The organism is Enterobacter cloacae complex sp. 418I7, assembly GCF_050030705.1.
Lineage (GTDB): Bacteria > Pseudomonadota > Gammaproteobacteria > Enterobacterales > Enterobacteriaceae > Enterobacter > Enterobacter intestinihominis.
Window position 1 is genome coordinate 1,971,544 of sequence record NZ_JBLGUU010000001.1, and the last position, 20,316, is coordinate 1,991,859.

Consider the following 20,316-nt stretch of genomic DNA (forward strand, 5'->3'; position numbering starts at 1 on the left):
CCCGTGGAGGTCATATGAAGCGTTTTGCTCTGGCAGTGGTCACGCTGGTTGTTTGCGCAGGAGCGCAGGCAGCCAGCGAAGAAGTTGAAATGAATCTCGTCACTTCTCAGGGAGTAGGCCAGTCCATCGGGACGGTGAAAATCACCGAAACCGATAAAGGGCTGGAATTTGCTCCCGATCTCAAGGCCCTTCCACCCGGTGAACATGGTTTTCACGTTCATGCCAAAGGCAGCTGTCAACCTGCAATGAAAGAGGGGAAACCTTCAGCCGCTGAGGCCGCTGGGGGGCATCTGGATCCGCACAACTCTGGTAAGCATGAAGGCCCGGAAGGTATGGGGCACCTCGGCGATCTGCCGGTGCTGGTGGTGAATAACGACGGTAAAGCCACCGATCCGGTTGTTGCGCCCCGGCTGAAAAAGATTGACGAGGTCAAAGGCAAGGCGCTGATGGTCCATGTGGGCGGCGATAACATGTCCGATCAACCTAAACCGCTTGGCGGCGGCGGGGCGCGCTATGCCTGCGGCGTGATCTGATCGCCAATTGTTCCGGGTGGCGGCGCCTGTTCAAGCTGTGACAGGGAGCAGTGCAGCCGCCAGATAATGGACGCCAGATCGCGGGCCGCAGGCTGATGGTGGTGCGCCAGAGCGTCGCAAATACGCTGAAGCTCGGCGAGCGTGACGCTCAGGGGGCGTTGCTGAACTCCGCGCTCGCTCATCACATCGCGGAGCATGGAAATACAATTATCGCGGACCTGCGAAAGCGGGTCGGAACGCGTCTCCCAGGCACGCAGCTGCCACACCACGTGCGAACAGTTCAGCAGCACCACGCCCCAGCGCAGTAGCCAGCGACGGGAGAGTGAATCCTGGCTGTTGTTCAGCTGGCTGACATGATGGTAAACCAGCGATTCATACTCGCTTTCACGCAGATGCGGGCTGCGACTCAGTTGATCGACAAAACCCCTGCGCAGCTCACGAATATGCCTGCGGCTTTTACGCGCATCCGAGCCCGGGCGTAGCACGGCGAAAGCCAGCCACGCCAGCCCCACGCCGAGGATCTTCGCCAGGTTATCGTTGAGAAAATCAGCGTAATCGTAAACCGGAGGATTCGTTACAGAGATAAATGAGCCCATAAAAACAATCAACTGCCCCCACAGACCGGCCAGTTTTGGCATTTGCAGTTTGAGCAACTGCATGGTGGTTAATAGCGGGAAGAGAAACAGCAGAAATTGCCAGAGGTCGGTTATCTGCACCATCAAACCAAATTTTACCACGAAGCTGAACAGCGACAGCAGTACCAGCGTACGCAGCAGAAGCGTCAGGGAATTAAACGGGGAAGCTGCGACGGAATAGAGCACGCAGCTGATTGCCGCAAGCGTCAGGGCTGCACTGCCCGCATCCCATTGCGTGGTGATGGCCCATGCGCCCACGGCCGTCAACGCGCAAAACGTACGAAAACCGCTCCACAGCGCCTCCATTGCGTCGGTATGGCGCGCCAGAGCTGGGCTACCGGGAACGGAAAATTCGGTGACGGGCGTGGCATTTTCGACGGCTTTTAACCAGCGGCTGCTGCGCAGATACAGGCGGCAGAAATAGTTCAGACGCTGCCAGAAGGCGCGGTGCCGGTAATCATATTCATCCGTTGGGGCGAGCGGCGCGATAATGCGGGCCACGGTATAGATATCGGTATCCGGACGCGCAAGGGCGGCGAGCAGCGCCTCGATAACTTCCCGGGTATGGGCTGGCGGCGCAGGCCAGTTCAGCAACATCCGGCGAAGGCTTGAGATCGCACTCGTCATCCGCAATTGCTGGTGCAGTAAATAGTTCAGGAGCGTGTTCTGGAGACGAAAACGGTAGTGGCTCCAGAATGCCTGGATGCGTAACAGGTTCATGGTCAGGATCTGGCCGATGACCTTTTCGTGTGCTAGACGGATGTTATCGCTGCTATCAGGCTGCCAGAGCAGGCTGGCATGTTCCAGCAAACGCGCGTGCATCGTTTTAAGGGCGGTGATAAGCGTAGTGCCATCCGAGGTGCTGGGCAGGATCATCATCATGACGCCGCCGCACAGAATGCCGACCATCACTTCACATACGCGTGCCTGGGCGATGTCCCATAGCTCGGTGGTATCCAGCACGTTGACGACCGGAAAGGCGATAATGGCTGCGGTGTAACCTGCCAGTTGAAACGCGTACGCAACGTTGTTGGTAAAATGGGCGCAGGCCCAGGTGCACAGCCCCAGCCATGCCGACATGCTTAACAGAAAGAGCCAGGGATCGTTCAGGGTATGGCCGGCAAGAAGCAGTGCAGCGGTCGCACCCAGCAGGCTACCCGCCACGCGCCCGAGGCTTTTACTGATAACGCCCCCGACGGTAGGGAAGCTGACGACCGCCGCAGAGGTCATCGCCCAGTAAGGCTCATCCAGATTCAGATAATAGGCAACCGTAAGCGCAAGGCACATGGCGATGCCGTTACGCAGCGCGTAACGCCACTGCGGCCGTGTCGCTTTTATCCACGGCGTATTGCGCCAGGAGAAAGCTCCCAGGTTCATCATCGCGATCCGATGGCGACGGTGCAGGTTGTGCCAGAGACCAGAGTAATGTCTTTCGGCAGTTGCTCTAACTCGACGCGAACAGGCACCCGCTGAGCCAGACGCACCCACGGTACGTTGGGTTTGATGTCAGGCACCAGACCAGAATCGGTTTCCACGCTCTGATCGTAAATTGCCCGACCTATGCTACTAACGTGACCCTGTAACTTTTCTGCACCGCTGTAAAGCGTGATCCGGGCAGGCGCACCCTCGCGGATATGGCGCAGCTTGGTCTCTTCAAAATAACCTACAACATAGAAAGAGTGGCTATCTACCAGGGCAAAGACCGGCTGGCCTGTGGTGGCGTAATCCCCCACACGGGTCGACAGGCTCGTGATCCATCCATCCACCGGAGCTTTGACAACGGTCTGGGTCAGTTGCCACTCGGCCTGTTTCAGCGTTGCCTCTGCAACCTTCAGGCTGGCCTGCATGGCTTTTACATTGATATTGGCGGTATCGAGATCTTCCGCAGAGATGTAATTCCTCGACAGATGTCGGCGACGTTCGGCTTCGTTATTGGCTTTTGCCAGATCTGATTGAGCTTTTGCGAGCTGCGCCTGGGCATTGAGCACCGCAATGTGGAAAGGGGTCTCATCGATGCGGAATAACACATCGCCCGCATGAACGAACTGGTTGTCCTTCACCAGCAGCGCGCTGATACTGCCGGACACCTGTGGCGTGATGCTGACCTGTTCTGCGCGGATCTTGCCGTCACGCGTCCAGGGCGACTGCATGTAATAATTCCAGAGCCACCAGCCGGCCATAAGCGCCAGCGCTAAAACGAAAAGAGTGGAAAAATATTTTAACGTTTTCAATGCTATTCTCACCACACGGTTAACACGGCAAGGCCAAGACAGACGGAAAGGGTAAACAGGGAGAGATCCATTAACATCGGGTGCCAGATTTCACCGGAATACATCCAGTCGCGCAGCAGACGATGCGCAATGAGCCAGATCACAAAACCGACCATCACGGCTTTAAACAGTGGCGGAAAGTAGACCGATGCGCCGACAATCAGATCCTGGAGGGGCAACCCTGCGGAGAGGGAAAAGAACGTCACAAGCAGTGATCCTTTGCAGTGGGGTGAGGGCCACAATGGCATATTTCAATGCGATGGCGCATTACCGTTCAGTGTAAATCATCCTTTCAGGAATGATGAATACCGTGATTGCATTTGTTTTGGCAATACAAATACTGCAAACTATTCTAAAATCACTATAATCACTTAGCAAGCTAATTATAAGGAGATGAAATTGGAATCGCCATTAGGTTCTGATCTGGCAAGGTTGGTACGCATCTGGCGTGCTCTGATTGACCATCGCCTGAAACCTCTGGAACTCACGCAGACGCACTGGGTTACGCTGCATAACATTCATCAGCTCCCGCCCGACCAGTCACAGATCCAACTGGCAAAAGCGATTGGCATTGAGCAGCCGTCACTGGTGCGCACTCTTGACCAACTGGAAGAGAAGGGACTTATCTCCCGACAAACCTGCGCCAGCGACCGTCGCGCCAAGCGGATCAAATTGACGGAAAAAGCGGCCCCGATTATTACTGAGATGGAAGCTGTCATCAGTAAAACGCGTGGGGAGATCCTTGAAGGTATTTCCCCCGCTGAGCTGGAGATGCTGATAGGACTCATCGCCCGTCTTGAGCAGAACATCCACGATCTGCAGTCTCGCGACTGACCGAACGTAAAGGCCTTGCGAAATCAAGGCCTTTCTTATTATCTGAACACCACCACCCGATTGCGCCCTGTCTCTTTTGCCTCATACATGGCTTTATCCGCGCTCTCCACGCAGGTTTCCGCACTGGTTTCCGGCGAGGTTGCGGTGAATACGCCCATGCTGATGGTAATAGGTTCCGGCAGATGACCGCCGCTGCTGGCTTTATCAAACCCGCTCAGCTTGAGGCGAATGCGCTCGGCCACCTGCCTCGCGGCGTCTGAAGGGGTATTTGTCAGCATCAACACAAACTCTTCACCACCGATTCGGGCCGCGATATCCTGGGGGCGCACGGAATCCGTCAGCAGATTAGAGACGAACTGTAATACCTTATCTCCCTGCAAATGCCCGTAACAGTCGTTGATACGCTTGAAACGGTCAAGGTCGCTTACTACCACCGATACCGGGTGTGCCTCCGTTGCAGTGCTGAGGGCGTAGTTTAATGAATCATAAAAATAGCTGCGATTATAAAGACGGGTAAGCGGGTCGCGGATTGAATTTTGATATGACTGCTGGTATTTGACGTGCGAGTCACGATACAAATTAAAGACGTCGGAAAGCAAAATGAAAATAATCATTAATGTCGCGACAGTTTCGAATAACCGGGCGCGGTACCATGATACATCTTCTACGTATCCACCTAACAACAGCATTAACAGCGTGACGACATAACAGACGCATAAAAAATTGCCGCCCGCCCAGAACAAATTTCTTATCCGGGTCACGACCATCAGGGTGATTAATGTGACAACCCAAAGAATGACCAAAATGATGTTGATGGTCTGGCTCCAGAGAATCATGAACTGCCGGGTTTCATTATCCACAAGATCCAGGGTTAACGTCGTGGAATGGCTGGAATAGAACCACGCCAGCCAAAGCATGCAGCCCGTAAAGAGAGCCGATCCGACAACAATACCGATGTGGGTGCTTCGTGAAAGGGGGGAAACGCGAAGCGTATAAAGTAAGGCTGAGGCCATCATGAGCACCGCCATTAAGAGGTGTCGGAACATATAAAAGATCATCGCGTCATTATAGTTCGCCTCGTTGAACTGATAGAGATCCAGCCAACCTGGAAAACTGGATAGCGTACCCACCATCAGCAGTGCTGAACCGGCAAAGGCTGACGCAATCGGAACGAGATATAGCCGTTTTTTATCACACCAGTATTTCATTGCCATAAAACAGGCGATAAACAGATGGAATACCAGAAGAAAAATAGTGAGCGTAGGGAAAAATAGCGGAGAGAATGAAGGAACCCATTCAACAAGTTTTATAAAACAACCTTGTAACACGGCAATGATAAAAATGCACCCAAGTGCAAAGGCCACAAAGCGGTTCATTACAAATCGACAGTTCGCAAGCATAGAATGTTAAAAAATTAAAAAGAGGAAAAAGAGAATCAGACGAGTCTAAAGGAGGGAAATAAAAAATACTTTGCGCAGGAACAATATCAGAGGGAATTAATTATACGCCGTGTGAATGTATTTTTATAAATACATTTTTTAAAATGATAGTTTTTGTAAATGGATGCGGCCCGAAAGGACCGCATCCGTCGGGATATTAACGCGGGGAGACGGTGACCTGGCTACCGTTGCTTGCCAGTACAACACGCTGGCCTGCAGAGAAGCGAGTATTACCCTGTTTCTGCACAACCATAATGGTGCTGCCATCGTCTTTACGGATTTCCAGCTCAACGCCCTGAGTTTTGTTCATCGTACCCTGAACGCCCTGACCCGCTACGCCGCCTGCAACTGCGCCTGCTGCGGTAGCCAGAGAGCGACCGGTGCCGCCACCAATGGTGTTACCCAGGAAACCACCCAGCACAGCACCACCGATTGCGCCCACGACGTTCGTGTCATCACCACCCTGAATCTGAACAGGACGGGCATTAACGATAGTACCGTAGGTCACGTTCTGTACCTGTTTAGCTTCAGAAGCACTATATACGTCGCCGGAGAGTGAATTGTCGTTCACACAACCCGCCAGTGTTAAACCAATCAGCGAAACGCCCAGTACACGTAAAATCATTTGACTCTCCTGTTCACCAAAAAACGCCCGGTTGGGGCATCCGTTATGGCTAAATTATATGGCATTCCTGACCACAGTTCATATCTTTGCATGCCGAATAGATAAATTTTACCTGAACGGGGCTTAACGGGACATAAACAAAAACCGTCTGTGCTACAGGTCTGAGATTGTTAAAAAATATTATCACCGGATAGCAAAGCAGCGTTATTTATGATGGAGTGGTTGCACTTAGCCCATGTAACGTAAGGAAAGCGCATGAAATCGGGTCGCTATATCGGTGTGATGTCTGGTACCAGTCTTGACGGTGTGGATGTCGTTCTGGCCGCCATTGATGAAAACATGGTGGCGCAGCAGGCAAGCCTGACCTGGCCTATTCCGGTCTCGTTAAAAGAAGAGATCCTGAGCATCTGCCAGGGGCAACAGCTGACGCTTTCCCAACTGGGCCAACTGGATGTGCGTCTGGGATCGCTGTTTGCTGATGCGGTACTGGCCCTGATGCAGCAAGAAAGACTTCATCCGCAGGATGTCGTGGCAATAGGCTGCCATGGGCAGACCGTCTGGCATGAACCTGTCGGCGAGGCGCCGCACACGATGCAAATTGGCGATAATAACCAGATTGTGGCAAAAACCGGCGTGACGGTGGTGGGGGATTTCCGTCGACGCGATATGGCCCTCGGCGGGCAGGGGGCGCCGCTGGTTCCGGCATTTCATCAGGCGCTGCTGGCGCACCCGGTGGAGCGCAGAATGGTTCTGAACATTGGCGGGATTGCCAACCTGTCGATGCTCATTCCCGGGCAGCCCGTGCGTGGATACGATACCGGGCCCGGTAATATGCTAATGGATGCCTGGATCTGGCGTCAGAACGGTAAACCCTACGACAAAGACGCGCAGTGGGCCAGCCAGGGGAAAGTGATCCTTCCCTTGCTGCAAGCCCTGTTAAGCGATCCATTCTTTGCCCTGCCAGCGCCGAAAAGCACGGGGCGAGAGTATTTCAACTACGGCTGGCTTGAACGTCATCTGGCACGCTTCCCCGGCCTTGCGCCTCAGGATGTGCAGGCTACGCTGACTGAGCTTACCGCCGTGTCGATTTCTGAACAGGTGTTGCTCAGCGGCGGGTGCGAGCGTCTGCTGGTATGCGGAGGCGGAAGCCGCAACCCCCTCCTGATGGCACGCCTCGCCGCCCTGCTGCCGGGCACCGAAGTCACGACCACTGACGAAGCCGGGATCAGCGGAGACGACATGGAAGCGCTGGCCTTCGCCTGGCTTGCCTGGCGTACGGTTGCCGGTCTGCCCGGGAATTTACCCTCCGTAACCGGTGCGCGAGAGGCGAGCGTCCTCGGTGCTATTTTCCCGGCAAATCCGCGCCATAATCAGAGTTAACTGAAATTCAGCGGGAGGCATAACCCGTAAAATAGGGAAAAACAGGAGGGCGGTTAGGCCCTCCAGGACCAGGATAGTCTTCGGAATCTGCCCATGAAAAAACTTCTTCTCATTGCTGTACCTTTTCTTATGACCGGATGCAGCGTCTATAACCAGTTCGTTGAGCGTATGCAAACCGATAAGCTGGAATATCGTTGTGATGAAAAACCGCTGACGGTGAAGCTGAACAACACTCGCCAGGAAGCCAGCTTTGTTTATGACAATAAGTTGTTGACGCTGAAGCAGGGGATGTCCGCCTCCGGGGCGCGTTACACGGATGGGATCTACGTCTTCTGGTCAAAAGGTGACAGCGCCACCGTCTATAAGCGAGACCGCATTGTGCTGAACAATTGTCAGCTGGAAAATCCGAAGCGTTGAGATTTTTGAAGGGGGCGCGCACAATAGCGCCACCCAATCTCACTTTCAGCTAACGCCATGTCAGATAACGACGAACTACAGCAAATTGCGCATCTGCGCCGTGAATACACCAAAGGCGGTCTGCGCCGCCAGGATCTTCCCGCCGAACCGCTGGTGCTTTTTGAACGCTGGCTGAAACAGGCCTGCGAAGCGAAACTGGCCGACCCGACGGCGATGGTCGTTGCCACGGTTGATGAAAACGGTCAGCCGTATCAACGCATCGTTCTTCTTAAGCATTATGACGAGAAAGGGCTGGTGTTCTACACCAACCTTGGTAGTCGTAAAGCGCATCACCTGGAAAATAATCCGCGTATTAGCCTGCTCTTCCCGTGGCATATGCTTGAGCGCCAGGTGATGGTTACCGGCAAGGCAGAGCGCCTCTCTACGCTCGAAGTGGTGAAATATTTCCACAGCCGACCGCGCGACAGTCAGATTGGCGCCTGGGTTTCTAAACAGTCCAGCCGAATCTCGGCCCGCGGCGTACTTGAAAGTAAATTCCTCGAACTCAAACAGAAGTTTCAGCAGGGTGAAGTGCCGCTGCCGAGTTTCTGGGGCGGGTTCCGCATCCCCATTGAGCAGATGGAATTCTGGCAGGGCGGTGAGCACCGCCTGCACGACCGCTTTTTATACCAGCGCGACAACGGTGGCTGGAAAATAGACCGACTGGCACCGTAATCCCCAAAATTTGTTGATTTAAGCGCTAGCGCACACCGCGCTGGCGCTTTATTCTATGGTCCTTTCGCATCAGGCGAAAAGTCGTGTACCGGCAAAGGTGCAGTCGTTTATACATGGAGAATTTGATGGCAAGCAGTAACTTGATTAAACAATTGCAAGAGCGGGGCCTGGTGGCCCAGGTGACGGACGAGGAAGCGTTAGCAGAGCGACTGGCGCAAGGCCCGATCGCGCTCTATTGCGGCTTCGATCCCACCGCTGACAGCTTGCATTTGGGGCATCTTGTTCCATTGTTATGCCTGAAACGCTTCCAGATGGCGGGTCATAAGCCTGTTGCCCTGGTTGGCGGTGCGACTGGTCTGATTGGCGACCCAAGTTTCAAAGCCGCTGAGCGTAAGCTGAATACCGAAGACACCGTGCAGGAGTGGGTGGATAAGATCCGTAAACAGGTTGCACCGTTCCTGGATTTCAACTGTGGTGACAACGCTGCGATTGCGGCGAACAACTACGACTGGTTTGGTGGCATGAACGTGCTGACGTTCCTGCGTGACATCGGCAAACACTTCTCTGTTAACCAGATGATTAATAAAGAAGCGGTCAAGCAGCGTCTTAACCGTGACGATCAGGGTATCTCTTTCACCGAGTTCTCCTACAACCTGTTGCAGGGGTATGACTTCGCCTGCCTGAACAAGCTGCACGGCGTGTCGCTGCAAATTGGCGGTTCTGATCAGTGGGGTAACATCACCTCCGGTATCGATCTGACCCGTCGCCTTCACCAGAATCAGGTGTTTGGTCTGACCGTGCCGCTGATCACCAAAGCAGACGGTACCAAGTTTGGTAAAACCGAAGGCGGCGCAGTATGGCTGGATCCGAAGAAAACCAGCCCGTACAAATTCTACCAGTTCTGGATCAACACGGCGGATGCCGATGTTTATCGCTTCCTGAAATTCTTCACCTTTATGGATATCGAAGAAATCAATGCGCTGGAAGAAGAAGACAAGAACAGCGGTAAAGCACCGCGCGCCCAGTATGTGCTGGCCGACGAAGTGACTAAACTGGTTCACGGTGAAGAAGGTCTGGCAGCGGCGAAACGCATTACGGCGAGCCTGTTCAACGGGACCCTGAGCGATTTAAGCGAAGCGGACTTCGAACAGCTGGCGCAGGATGGCGTGCCGATGGTAGAGATGGAAAAAGGCGCCGATCTGATGCAGGCGCTGGTGGACTCCGAGCTCCAGCCGTCTCGCGGTCAGGCGCGTAAAACCATCGCCTCTAACGCGATCACCATTAATGGCGAAAAACAGGCCGATCCGGAATACACCTTTACCGAGAACGACCGTCTCTATGGTCGCTACACGCTGCTGCGTCGCGGTAAGAAAAATTACTGTCTGGTCTGCTGGAAGTAATTAAAAGTACGCAGGGGCGTGGGAAACCACGCCCCTTTTGTTTTGACAGGGTTTGGTAAGTACAACATGAAGAACATCCTCGCCATTCAGTCCCACGTTGTTTTTGGACATGCTGGCAACAGCGCTGCGGAATTCCCGATGCGCCGCCTCGGGGCCAACGTCTGGCCCCTCAATACCGTTCAGTTCTCGAATCACACCCAGTACGGTAAATGGACCGGCTGCGTGATGCCGCCGTCGCATCTGACGGAGATCGTTCAGGGGATTGCGGATATCGACCAGCTTAAACGCTGCGATGCCGTACTGAGCGGTTATCTGGGTTCGGCGGAGCAGGGGGAACATATCCTCGGCATTGTGCGCCAGGTGAAAGCGGCAAACCCCGCGGCGAAATATTTCTGCGATCCGGTGATGGGTCATCCGGAAAAAGGCTGCATCGTCGCGCCGGGCGTTGCGGAGTTTCATGTCCGTCATGCATTGCCTGCCAGCGATATTATTGCGCCCAACCTGATTGAACTTGAGATCCTGTGCGAGCATCCAGTCAACAGCGTAGAAGAGGCTGTACGCGCCTCTCGCGAGCTGATCGCCCAGGGGCCAGAGATTGTGCTGGTTAAGCACCTGGCACGCGCAGGGTTGAGCCAGGACCGTTTTGAAATGCTGTTGGTGACGAAGGATGAAGCCTGGCACATCAGTCGACCGCTGGTGGATTTCGGTACACGTCAGCCTGTCGGGGTTGGGGATGTGACCAGCGGTTTGCTGCTGGTGAAGCTATTGCAGGGCGCAAGCCTGCGCGATGCGCTGGAGCACGTAACCGCAGCCGTTTATGAAATCATGATTGCGACGAAGACGATGCAGGAATATGAGCTCCAGGTGGTCGCGGCGCAGGATCGCATCGCGAAGCCCGAGCATTATTTCAGCGCAACCCAATTGTAAGAGCAGGGATAGTGTAGGCCGGGTAAGCGCAGCGCCACCCGGCAATACAGCGCGCTCGGATTAATTCAACCCTTCTGCCTTCAGCGCCGCTGCAACCGCAGGGCGTGCCGCTACGCGTTCCATATACGACGCAATATGATCTAATCCTTCCAGGTTCAGCTTCACCGCGCGCGCCCAGCGTAGAACGGTAAACAGATACGCATCAGCAATGGTGAAACGCGCACCGCAGATCCACTGATCGTCTTTCAGTGATTCATTAATGTACTGCATCTTTTTCTCAAGTAACGCACGTACGGTCGGTTTGTACTCTTCCGGAGTATCCGGGCGGAACAGCGGCGTAAAGCCTTTGTGCAGCTCGGTCGCGATGTAGTTAAGCCACTCAAGGGTTTTATAGCGAGAGATACTGCCTGTTGGTGCCAGCAGCTGACGATCAGGCACGTTGTCGGCCAGGTACTGCATTATCGCCACGCCTTCGGTCAGCAGCGTACCATCATCCAGCAGCAGGGCCGGAACCTGCCCTTTTGGGTTAATCGCAAAAAAGTCATCCCCGTTTTCCAGGCGCTTTTTCATCAGGTCAACGCCGTCCAGCGTGAAATCCTTACCGCTCTCGCGAAGGGTGATATGCGAAGCAAGAGAGCAGGCGCCCGGTTTATAGAACAGTTTCATCGGTAACTCCTTTTTGCTGAGGTTCCCGCTATGTTAGTGCGCGTTCAGATAAAAAAAAAGCCGCTAATCAATTAGCGGCTTCTGTTCAGTCGTTTCCCGATGACATTACGCGTTCGCGGTGTTGGTCGCTTTAGCGGATTTGTCGTCGTCCTGCGTCATACGATTGAGTTTTGGTGCGGTGAGCAGCATCAGCACGGCAATTACGGCTGTCGCGATACCAATTTGCATGAACACGGTGCCGTAGACGTTCAGGGAGACCAGCGGGTCGGTAACGTTGTCCGGTACCGCCATCAGGTTCGCAATCTTACCTGCAATGATGGCTGCGCCAGCGGTCGTCAGGAACCAGCTACCCATGATGAAGCCCATCAGACGCTGAGGGACCAGCTGTGCAACCATCGCCAGGCCCAGACCGGAGATCATCAGCTCACCGATGGATTGCAGCGCATAGCTCAGGATCAGCCAGTTAACAGACACGATACCCGCGTCGGTCGCGAATTTCGTCCCCAGCGGCAGCACCAGGAATGCGCCAGAGCACAGCACCATACCGATAGCGAACTTGTGCGGCATCGGCAGACGGTCGCCCATCTTGTTATAGATAGCGGCCAGAATCGGGCTACCAATCATGATCCAGAACGGGTTCAGTGCCTGGTACTGCTCCGGCTCGAACGCGATACCCAGGATGGAGTGCTCAACGTTGCGGATTGCGAAGAAGTTCAGGGACGTTGGCATCTGGCTGTACAGGACGAAGAAGATAATCGCTTCCAGCATCAGGATGAACGCCACAATCATCTTACGACGTGCCGCACCCTGCATCGCGAAGGCTTCTTTAGCGAAGATAATCACGATACCCAGCGCAACCACGGCCAGTACGGCACGTGCAATACCCTGGTTGTGCAGCAGCCAGGTAGCGACAGCGGCCAGGATCACAATGCCGACGATGGTTGCCAGCAGTTTGCCCATATGCACGGGTTCGAAGTCTGGTTTAGAACCATAATCTTTAACCCAGCTGCGACAGAACAGGAAGTTCACAACGGTGATCAGCATACCCACGAAGCTCAGCGCAAACGCTACGCTCCAGCCGAATTTCGCGGCCAGCCATGGGGTTGCCAGCATAGAGAAGAATGAACCGATGTTGATGGACATGTAGTACATGGTAAATGCACCGTCCAGACGCGGATCATCTTTGTTGTAGCAGGTAGAAAGCAGGGAGGAAGGGTTAGCCTTAAAGAGGCCGTTACCTACCGCGATGGTAGCCATGCCCATGTATACCACGCCCGCATCGTGCCCGGACCATGCAACCAGACCATAGCCAATCGCCAGAACCACGGCGCCCAGCATAATGACACGTTTCGTACCGAGAACTTTATCGCCTAACCAGCCGCCGATGGCGACCAGGCCATAGACCAGAGCGCTGAAGGACGAGAACAGCGTGATGGAATCGGCTTCGGACATACCCAGTTGCTTAACCAGGTAAACGGCCATAATCCCTTGCAGGCCGTAGTAGCCAAAACGCTCCCATAATTCGATAGAGAAAATGAGATAGAACGCTTTAGGCTGTTTGAAAGCGTTAAGACTTACGCTCTCATCTGTTGGTTTATTGTTTGCAGTAGACACATATACCTCTTTTTTTACATCCCATATTAACGGGGGTGTTCATAGCGTGATGACCGTAGTCCATCCGCTTTATAGTTATATTGGGAGGGGAAACGGCGGGTAATGTTCACTATCCAGCCCCATCTGGCAATACGTTTGTAATAATCTGTTACATATAACTGTGGCGGTATAATCATCGGTTCACGCAAATGTTATGCAGCGTTAAATTTCATCCGTTGAGAATTGGTGGTTTTTTTCACTGTAAATGACCCTGATGAATGGCTGTATGGCGATATGTTCTGCTATTTTGGGTGAAAGGCAGTGATATAGCCCATATTCTGAAAAATGACTGGTCTTATATGCGGTGAGTAATGGATGAGATCTTGTCTGGCAAAGGCGTGGAGAGGGTTTTAACAACAAAAATCCAACATCAAGTTATCAGAGTGATCGCGATCACAGATGTATAGAAATTTTTGGTGATGAAAAAACTATTAACCTGTTTGAGTGTTAAATATCCGCAGAATCGACAACACTTTATGGACAATGAGAGGGAAAATTACGGCCAAGGGAGAAGATATCAGAGCCCTTGTTTAATCTAAGGGCTTGAACAGTAACAAGTGGATGTACCTTCAGGGATAGACTTTTTCTTTGTATTCACAGAGATCTTCGATAATGCAGGAGCCGCAGCGTGGCTTACGTGCAATACAGGTATAGCGCCCGTGAAGGATTAGCCAGTGATGGCAATCTACCTTAAATTCCGCAGGGACCACTTTTAATAGCTTTTCTTCCACCTCTTCCACGTTTTTACCCGGCGCGAACCGGGTGCGATTAGAAACGCGGAAGATGTGAGTGTCCACGGCGATCGTCGGCCAGCCAAACGCCGTGTTGAGCACGACATTTGCCGTTTTACGCCCGACGCCTGGCAACGCTTCCAGCGCTGCGCGATCTTCCGGGACTTCACCGCCGTGCTGCTCAAGCAGGATCCGGCAGGTCTTAATGACGTTTTCGGCCTTACTGTTAAACAGGCCGATGGTCTTGATATAGGATTTTACCCCTTCAACCCCCAGCTCCAGCATGGCCTGCGGCGTATTGGCTACAGGGTAGAGCAGGGCCGTGGCTTTGTTGACGCTCACGTCAGTGGCCTGCGCAGAGAGCAGCACCGCGATCAACAGTTCAAACGGCGAGTTAAAATTCAGCTCTGTCGTTGGATGAGGATTCTCATCGCGCAGGCGCGTCAGGATCGCAATGCGTTTCTCTTTATTCATACTGCTTTCTCGGGGATCCCTTCCTGTACGCTGCGTTCAGCGGCGCGGCGTTTACGTTTTTCATCAATCAGGTATTTTAACGCCAGCATCATCCCAAGGCCAATGAAGGCGCCTGGCGGTAGCATGGCCAGCAGGAATGGGGTGTCCGTATGGAACACCTCGATACGCAGCGATTTCGCCCAGCCGCCAAGCAGCGCGTCCGCACCGTCGAAGAGCGTACCGTTGCCCAGAATTTCACGCAGAGAGCCGAGGACGAACATGGCGGCAGTCGCGCCCATGCCGATGGAAAACCCATCCAGCGCGGAAATTGCCGGGTTGTTTTTCACCGCGAAGGCTTCAGCGCGTCCCACGACAATACAGTTAGTCACGATAAGCGGAATGAAGATCCCGAGCGACTGGTACAGGCCAAATGCGTAGGCGTTAATCAGCATTTGCACGACGCTGACCACCGATGCAATGATCATGACATAAATCGGAATACGGATTTCCGATGGCGTCCAGCGGCGCAAAACAGAAATGGAGAAGTTGGTCAGGGTCAGCACCAGCGTGGTCGCCAGCCCCAGCCCGAGCGCGTTGGTGGCGGTAGACGTCACCGCCAGCAGCGGGCACAATCCCAACAGCTGTACCAATGCCGAGTTGTTCTTCCAGAGTCCCTGGACGATAACCTCTTTAACCTGGCTCATGGTCACTCCTCACAGGCGGAAAGATGATTGATCTGCGCGGGCAGCGTTTCGGCATACAGACCGGCGCGTTTGACGGCGTTGACGACCGCGCGGGGCGTAATCGTGGCGCCCGTGAACTGGTCAAACTCACCGCCATCTTTTTTCACCGCGAAAGCAGGATCGTCCTCGCCATGAATCATCTTACCGGCAAAGTGTAAAATCCAGTCGCTCAGGCGTGTTTCAATTTTGTCGCCAAGGCCCGGCGTTTCGTGATGTTCCGTCACGCGCGTACCCAGCACGGTGCCGGAAAAATCGCTGCCTACCAGCAGCTGAATTGCGCCAGAGTAACCGTCCGGCGCGGTGGCTTCCATGATGGCACCCACCGGGTTCTCGCCCTTACGGGCAATATAAACGCGGTGGCTTCCTTTACCGAGCTGCGGGGCCTGCACGACAAAGCAGCTTTTTTGCAGGTTATTATCATAGAAGTCTGATGGGATCACCTGATCGAACAACGCCTTTTGCTGCTTCATTGCCTGCTCTTCAATGGTGCTTTTCGTCAGTTCATTTACCAGCGCGGTCAGCCCGGTGAGGGCGGCGGCGAAGATCGCCAGCGTGACGCCGTGTTTTTGCATAGTCTTTAGCATGGCGTAACCCTTAGCGATGACCGTACACGCGTGGACGCGTGTAGTAGTCGATGAGCGGAACGGTGATGTTAGCCAGCAGTACGGCAAATGCCACGCCGTCCGGATAGCCACCAAAGCTGCGAATAAGCCAGACCAGCAAGCCCGCCAGCGCGCCGAAAATCAGACGACCTCGGTTGGTGGTAGAGGCGGTGACCGGATCGGTGAGAATAAAGAATGCCCCGAGCATGGTCGCGCCGGAGAGCAGATGGAGCTGTGGGCTGGCCAGTGACTCAGGTGAGATGACCCAGCCGAGCGTTGAACAGACGGCCAGCGTCACCAGGAAGCTCACCGGAATATGCCAGCGGATCGCTTTTTGTTGCAGCAGGAAGGCACCGCCCAACAGGTAGGCCAGATTGACCCACTGCCAGCCCGCACCCGCCAGTACGCCGCTGTAAATAGACGATTTCATCACCTGCTCGACGCTGTGGCCGGCACGCAGGGAGGTTTTAAAGGTATCGAGCGGGGTGGCCTGGCTGATGCCATCCACACCCATGCGAAGCGCGTTCATATCCGCGCCCATCGCGGTGTGGCCAGTAAAGATAACGTTCAGGGCATCCATAAAGCCGGGCACCGTGGCGGCGATCTCATGCGGCGGCAGCCAACTGGTCATCTGTACCGGGAAGGAGATCAGTAGCACCACGTAACCAATCATTGCCGGGTTAAACGGGTTATGGCCCAGCCCACCGTACAGCTGCTTGGCGATGATCACCGCAAACACCGTTCCCAATACTACCATCCACCACGGGGCGAACGGGGGAATGCTGATGGCAAGCAACAGGCCGGTCAACAGGGCGGAGTTATCGCTCAGGATGCGAGTCACCTCCATTTTGCGCAGCTTCAGGATCGCTGCTTCCGCTGCGACGGCACTGGCGCAACCCAGAACTAACTGGAAAAGCGTACCCCAGCCGAAAAACCAACACTGTACGGCAATACCTGGCAACGCGGCCAGGCACACCAGCATCATAATACGCGATGTCTGGCGCTGGTTATGGGTATAAGGGGAACTTGCAATTCTGAAAACCATTTAATCCTCGTTAACGGCTTGCTGCGCGGCTTTCTTTGCCTGAACACGCGCAATCGCGGCGGCGACTGCGGCTTTGCGTGGATCGTCGTTGGCGGCCGCAGGCCGTTCGTCCTGCTGTGCCGCTTTTCGTGCTTTGGCACGGGCGATGGCCGCTTCAACGGCGGCTTTACGTGGGTCGACAGGCGCTTCACTCTCTTCGGCAGGCTGAAGCTGTGCCGCTTTACGTGCTTTGGCGCGGGCGATAGCGGCTTCAACGGCCGCCTTGCGCGGATCGGTCGCTTGCTGTTCAACCACCACTGTCTGCTGACCGGCTTTACGGGCTTTTGCCCTGGCGATAGCCGCTTCCACCGCCGCTTTACGCGGGTCTGTGTCGGCTTCCGGTTTGGCGTTTTGCGCCTTCTCCGCCTGACGTGCGCGCGCTTCGGCTTTACGCGCTTCGCGGGCGGCAATCGCTTCGCTATTGTCCGGCTTTTGGCCAGCCACGATCGCTACCGGCTGAGCGGCAGTCGCGTTCTTCTCCCGCACACGGGCGAGGGCAGCGTTAATCGCATCCTGATCTTTCGCCGCAGGCTGCACGGCAGCCTGCTTATGGCGTTCCTGACGGGCTTGTTTCTCGCGCTCCAGTCGCGCCTGGCGCGCTTCAAAGCGGGCCTTCGCTTCAGCGGCACGTTTTTCTTCCATGGAGATAGCGTAGATTTCGGCTTTCTCCTGACGAAAGTACTGCACCAGCGGAATATTGCTTGGGCAGACCCAGGCACAGGCACCGCATTCAATACAGTCAGCCAGGTTATGCGCCTGGGCTTTATCGTGCAGCTGGCCTTTGCTGTACCAGTACAACTGCTGCGGCAGCAAGTCTGCCGGACACGCATCCGCGCAGGCGCTACAGCGTATACAACCTTTCTCTTCCTGCGTTTCGCCCATCTCCGTTGGGGAAGGGGCGAGCAGGCAGTTGGTAATCTTCACCACTGGCACATCCAGCCACGGCAGGGTAAAGCCCATCAGCGGGCCGCCCATAATGACCATCTGCTCGCTCCCCGGGCAGAAGTCAGCCTGTTCCAGCAGATGATGCACCGGCGTACCCAGACGCGCCCAGACGTTGCCGGGACGGGAGACGGACTCGCCGGTCAGCGTGACGACGCGTTCGGTCAATGGCTCTCCGTCAATCACCGCACGTTTCACCGCGTAGGCAGTACCCACGTTTTGCATCAGCACGCCGATATCGGACGAACGGCCCCCGTGGGGGACCTGTTTTCCGGTCAGGATCTGCGTCAGCTGCTTCGCCCCGCCGGATGGGTATTTGGTTGGGATCACGCGCAGGGCGATATCATGGCTGTCCGCCAGCACCGCGCGCAGCATCGAAATGGCCTGCGGTTTATTGTCCTCAATACCGATGAGCACTTCGCGGGGTTGCAGGATATGCGCAAGAATGCGAATACCTTCCACCACCTGCGCGGCACAGTCCTGCATCAGACGATCATCGGCGGTGATGTACGGTTCGCACTCGGCGGCGTTAATAATCAGCGTTTCGATTTTATCGCCGCCGCCGTGAAGCTTGGCGCCGGTCGGGAAGCCAGCGCCTCCAAGACCTGCTACGCCAAACTGATGAATGCGTTCAATCAGCGCTTCACGGCTGCGGGAACGGTAGTCGCTCCAGCCGTCACGATCGATCCAGCGATCTTCCCCATCGGCTTCAATGATGACGCTCATCTCAGACAACGCCGAGGGATGGGCAACGGTATGGGGGGCAACAGCCACCACCTTGCCCGAAGTCGGGGCATGTATCGGCAACATACGTCCACGACCAAAGGTCAGCGGCTGGCCGCGAAGGACGGTATCGCCTTCTTTCACGCACAGCTCGCCTTCCGCGCCGATGTGCTGTTTCAATGGCATCACGTAGCGGGTCGCCAGCGGAATTTGACGCAGCGGCGTACCGTTTGACTGGGTTTTCATTTCCGGGGGATGGATACCGCCGTCGAAGTCCCAGATCTTCTCTTTTCTGAAAGCAGAAAATAACTTAAGCATGTTGTTCCACAGGAATATTGCGAACCGGAATGGTCTGAAGATCCCATTTCCAGCTTTCGGTCGTCGTTTCAACCGGGCGGAGTTCTATACACTGCGTCGGGCAGGGGGCCACGCAGAGGTTACAGCCGGTGCACAGGTCCGCCACAACGGTGTGCATGGCGCGGGTTGCGCCTACAATGGCGTCGACAGGGCACGCCTGAATACATTTGGTGCAGCCGATGCAGTTGGCTTCGTCGATAACAGCAAGGGCACGAACGGGCTCCTGCGCCTGTTCATCGCCGTCGACAGGCTGCGGATCGACGTTCAGCAGGGCAGCTATTTTAAGCATGACCGCTTCGCCACCCGGCGCGCAGCGGTTGATCTTTTCTCCCTGCACGCCCACCGCCTCAGCGTAAGGACGGCAGCCAGGGTAGCCGCACTGCCCACACTGGCTCTGCGGCAAAAGCTCATCAATTTTTTCAACCACCGGATCGTCCTCCACCGCAAACCGGCGGGAGGCATAACCCAGAATGATGCCAAAGACGAGTCCCAGTACGCTGATGGACGCGATGGCAATCCAGATAGTACTCATTACAACTTCACCAGACCACTAAAGCCCATAAAGGCCAGAGACATTAAACCTGCGGTCACCAGAGCGATGGCGTTACCGCGAAACGGCGCGGGAATATCCGCCGCTGCCAGACGCTCGCGAATCGACGCGAACAGGACCATAACAAAAGAGAAACCGACCGCCGCGGAAAAACCGTACAGCGCCGACTGCATGAAATTATGCCCAAGGTTGATGTTGAGCAGCGCCACGCCCAGCACAGCACAGTTGGTGGTGATGAGGGGCAGAAAAATACCCAACAGGCGATACAGGGCAGGGCTGGTTTTACGCACTACCATTTCGGTAAATTGCACCACCACCGCAATGACCAGAATAAAGGACAAGGTGCGCAGGTAGAGCATGTCCAGCGGGATCAGGATCCAGGTATCAATCAGCCATGCGCAAATGGAGGCCATCGTCATCACGAAGGTGGTGGCCAGCCCCATGCCCATTGCCGTCTCCAGCTTTTTGGAGACCCCCATAAACGGGCACAGGCCAAGGAACTTCACCAGCACGAAGTTATTAACCAGCACAGTTCCGACAAAGAGCAGTAAGTAATCGGTCATTATTTAGCCTGAAATAAAAGAGCCGCCTATTATCGGATAAACGACAACAGGCCACAACAGGTTAACTGTAAGGTT

At 54.9% G+C, this 20,316-nt stretch carries 21 protein-coding genes; 7 read left to right on the forward strand and 14 right to left on the reverse strand.

Annotated features, from left to right (window positions below):
- Window positions 1-14: 14 nt before the first annotated feature.
- Complete coding sequence (sodC, locus tag ACQG0S_RS09575; protein WP_022647904.1) at window positions 15-533, forward strand: superoxide dismutase [Cu-Zn] SodC; 519 nt, start codon at window positions 15-17, stop codon at window positions 531-533.
- Here the strand turns inward: sodC and ACQG0S_RS09580 are convergent.
- Genes ACQG0S_RS09580 through ACQG0S_RS09590 form a run of 3 tightly spaced genes read right to left on the reverse strand, consistent with a single transcriptional unit; the run spans window position 512 to window position 3,644 of the window.
- The gene (locus tag ACQG0S_RS09580) at window positions 512-2,545 is read right to left on the reverse strand and encodes an FUSC family protein (protein ID WP_426750799.1); all 2,034 of its coding nucleotides are present in this window, start codon (window positions 2,543-2,545) and stop codon (window positions 512-514) included. The genes sodC and ACQG0S_RS09580 overlap by 22 nt on opposite strands.
- The gene (locus ACQG0S_RS09585; RefSeq protein WP_038417029.1) at window positions 2,545-3,405 is read right to left on the reverse strand and encodes an efflux RND transporter periplasmic adaptor subunit; all 861 of its coding nucleotides are present in this window, start codon (window positions 3,403-3,405) and stop codon (window positions 2,545-2,547) included. Before ACQG0S_RS09585 ends, ACQG0S_RS09580 begins: the two co-directional genes overlap by 1 nt.
- Before the next feature lie 2 nt (window positions 3,406-3,407).
- A complete protein-coding gene (locus ACQG0S_RS09590; RefSeq protein ID WP_022647907.1) occupies window positions 3,408-3,644 on the reverse strand; it encodes a DUF1656 domain-containing protein in 237 nt (78 codons plus the stop codon).
- A gap of 187 nt (window positions 3,645-3,831) precedes the next feature.
- On the opposite strand from ACQG0S_RS09590, the gene slyA reads away from it, so the two are divergent.
- Window positions 3,832-4,272: a transcriptional regulator SlyA gene (slyA, locus tag ACQG0S_RS09595; RefSeq protein WP_032623345.1), complete on the forward strand. Its 441-nt coding sequence runs from the start codon at window positions 3,832-3,834 to the stop codon at window positions 4,270-4,272.
- Between the two features lie 38 nt (window positions 4,273-4,310).
- Here slyA and ACQG0S_RS09600 read toward each other — a convergent pair whose 3' ends face one another.
- Together ACQG0S_RS09600 and slyB are read right to left on the reverse strand one after the other, a co-directional pair.
- On the reverse strand, window positions 4,311-5,672 hold the full coding sequence (locus ACQG0S_RS09600) for a sensor domain-containing diguanylate cyclase (protein ID WP_038415948.1): 1,362 nt from the start codon (window positions 5,670-5,672) through the stop codon (window positions 4,311-4,313).
- 196 nt (window positions 5,673-5,868) lie between these two features.
- On the reverse strand, window positions 5,869-6,336 hold the full coding sequence (gene slyB, locus ACQG0S_RS09605) for an outer membrane lipoprotein SlyB (RefSeq protein WP_048966447.1): 468 nt from the start codon (window positions 6,334-6,336) through the stop codon (window positions 5,869-5,871).
- Window positions 6,337-6,591: 255 nt separating this feature from the next.
- Here slyB and anmK point away from each other — a divergent pair, with 255 nt between their 5' ends.
- The 5 genes from anmK (at window position 6,592) to pdxY (ending at window position 11,174) form a co-directional block, all read left to right on the forward strand.
- The gene (anmK, locus tag ACQG0S_RS09610) at window positions 6,592-7,716 is read left to right on the forward strand and encodes an anhydro-N-acetylmuramic acid kinase (RefSeq protein ID WP_048966446.1); all 1,125 of its coding nucleotides are present in this window, start codon (window positions 6,592-6,594) and stop codon (window positions 7,714-7,716) included.
- 87 nt (window positions 7,717-7,803) lie between these two features.
- The gene (mliC, locus tag ACQG0S_RS09615; protein ID WP_100248986.1) at window positions 7,804-8,133 is read left to right on the forward strand and encodes a C-type lysozyme inhibitor; all 330 of its coding nucleotides are present in this window, start codon (window positions 7,804-7,806) and stop codon (window positions 8,131-8,133) included.
- Between the two features lie 57 nt (window positions 8,134-8,190).
- Window positions 8,191-8,847 (forward strand): pyridoxamine 5'-phosphate oxidase, encoded by a 657-nt coding sequence (gene pdxH / locus ACQG0S_RS09620; protein ID WP_003857601.1) that lies wholly within the window; start codon window positions 8,191-8,193, stop codon window positions 8,845-8,847.
- A 125-nt stretch (window positions 8,848-8,972) separates the two neighbouring features.
- Window positions 8,973-10,247 (forward strand): tyrosine--tRNA ligase, encoded by a 1,275-nt coding sequence (gene tyrS / locus ACQG0S_RS09625; protein ID WP_022647913.1) that lies wholly within the window; start codon window positions 8,973-8,975, stop codon window positions 10,245-10,247.
- Window positions 10,248-10,313: 66 nt separating this feature from the next.
- Window positions 10,314-11,174, forward strand: a complete 861-nt coding sequence (gene pdxY, locus ACQG0S_RS09630) for a pyridoxal kinase PdxY (RefSeq protein WP_022647914.1) — start codon at window positions 10,314-10,316, stop codon at window positions 11,172-11,174.
- A gap of 60 nt (window positions 11,175-11,234) precedes the next feature.
- On the opposite strand, the gene gstA is transcribed toward pdxY, so the two are convergent.
- From gstA to rsxA, 9 genes are all read right to left on the reverse strand, one after another.
- Window positions 11,235-11,840: a glutathione transferase GstA gene (gene gstA / locus ACQG0S_RS09635; protein WP_023299960.1), complete on the reverse strand. Its 606-nt coding sequence runs from the start codon at window positions 11,838-11,840 to the stop codon at window positions 11,235-11,237.
- Window positions 11,841-11,945: 105 nt separating this feature from the next.
- Window positions 11,946-13,454: a dipeptide/tripeptide permease DtpA gene (dtpA, locus tag ACQG0S_RS09640; RefSeq protein ID WP_023299961.1), complete on the reverse strand. Its 1,509-nt coding sequence runs from the start codon at window positions 13,452-13,454 to the stop codon at window positions 11,946-11,948.
- A gap of 608 nt (window positions 13,455-14,062) precedes the next feature.
- Entirely contained in the window at window positions 14,063-14,698 is a 636-nt protein-coding gene (nth, locus tag ACQG0S_RS09645; protein ID WP_015570668.1) for an endonuclease III, read from the reverse strand.
- On the reverse strand, window positions 14,695-15,381 hold the full coding sequence (locus ACQG0S_RS09650; RefSeq protein ID WP_003857592.1) for an electron transport complex subunit E: 687 nt from the start codon (window positions 15,379-15,381) through the stop codon (window positions 14,695-14,697). Before ACQG0S_RS09650 ends, nth begins: the two co-directional genes overlap by 4 nt.
- A gap of 2 nt (window positions 15,382-15,383) precedes the next feature.
- Window positions 15,384-16,004, reverse strand: a complete 621-nt coding sequence (gene rsxG, locus ACQG0S_RS09655) for an electron transport complex subunit RsxG (RefSeq protein ID WP_022647917.1) — start codon at window positions 16,002-16,004, stop codon at window positions 15,384-15,386.
- A gap of 10 nt (window positions 16,005-16,014) precedes the next feature.
- Window positions 16,015-17,067 (reverse strand): electron transport complex subunit RsxD, encoded by a 1,053-nt coding sequence (gene rsxD / locus ACQG0S_RS09660; RefSeq protein WP_022647918.1) that lies wholly within the window; start codon window positions 17,065-17,067, stop codon window positions 16,015-16,017.
- Complete coding sequence (gene rsxC / locus ACQG0S_RS09665) at window positions 17,068-19,089, reverse strand: electron transport complex subunit RsxC (RefSeq protein ID WP_048966445.1); 2,022 nt, start codon at window positions 19,087-19,089, stop codon at window positions 17,068-17,070. It abuts the gene before it with no gap.
- The gene (gene rsxB, locus ACQG0S_RS09670) at window positions 19,082-19,660 is read right to left on the reverse strand and encodes an electron transport complex subunit RsxB (RefSeq protein WP_048966444.1); all 579 of its coding nucleotides are present in this window, start codon (window positions 19,658-19,660) and stop codon (window positions 19,082-19,084) included. The genes rsxC and rsxB overlap by 8 nt, the downstream gene beginning before the upstream one ends.
- Window positions 19,660-20,241 carry an electron transport complex subunit RsxA gene (gene rsxA / locus ACQG0S_RS09675; protein WP_022647920.1) on the reverse strand — a complete coding sequence of 194 codons (582 nt, stop codon included), beginning with the start codon at window positions 20,239-20,241 and terminating at the stop codon, window positions 19,660-19,662. Before rsxA ends, rsxB begins: the two co-directional genes overlap by 1 nt.
- Window positions 20,242-20,316 lie beyond the last annotated feature (75 nt).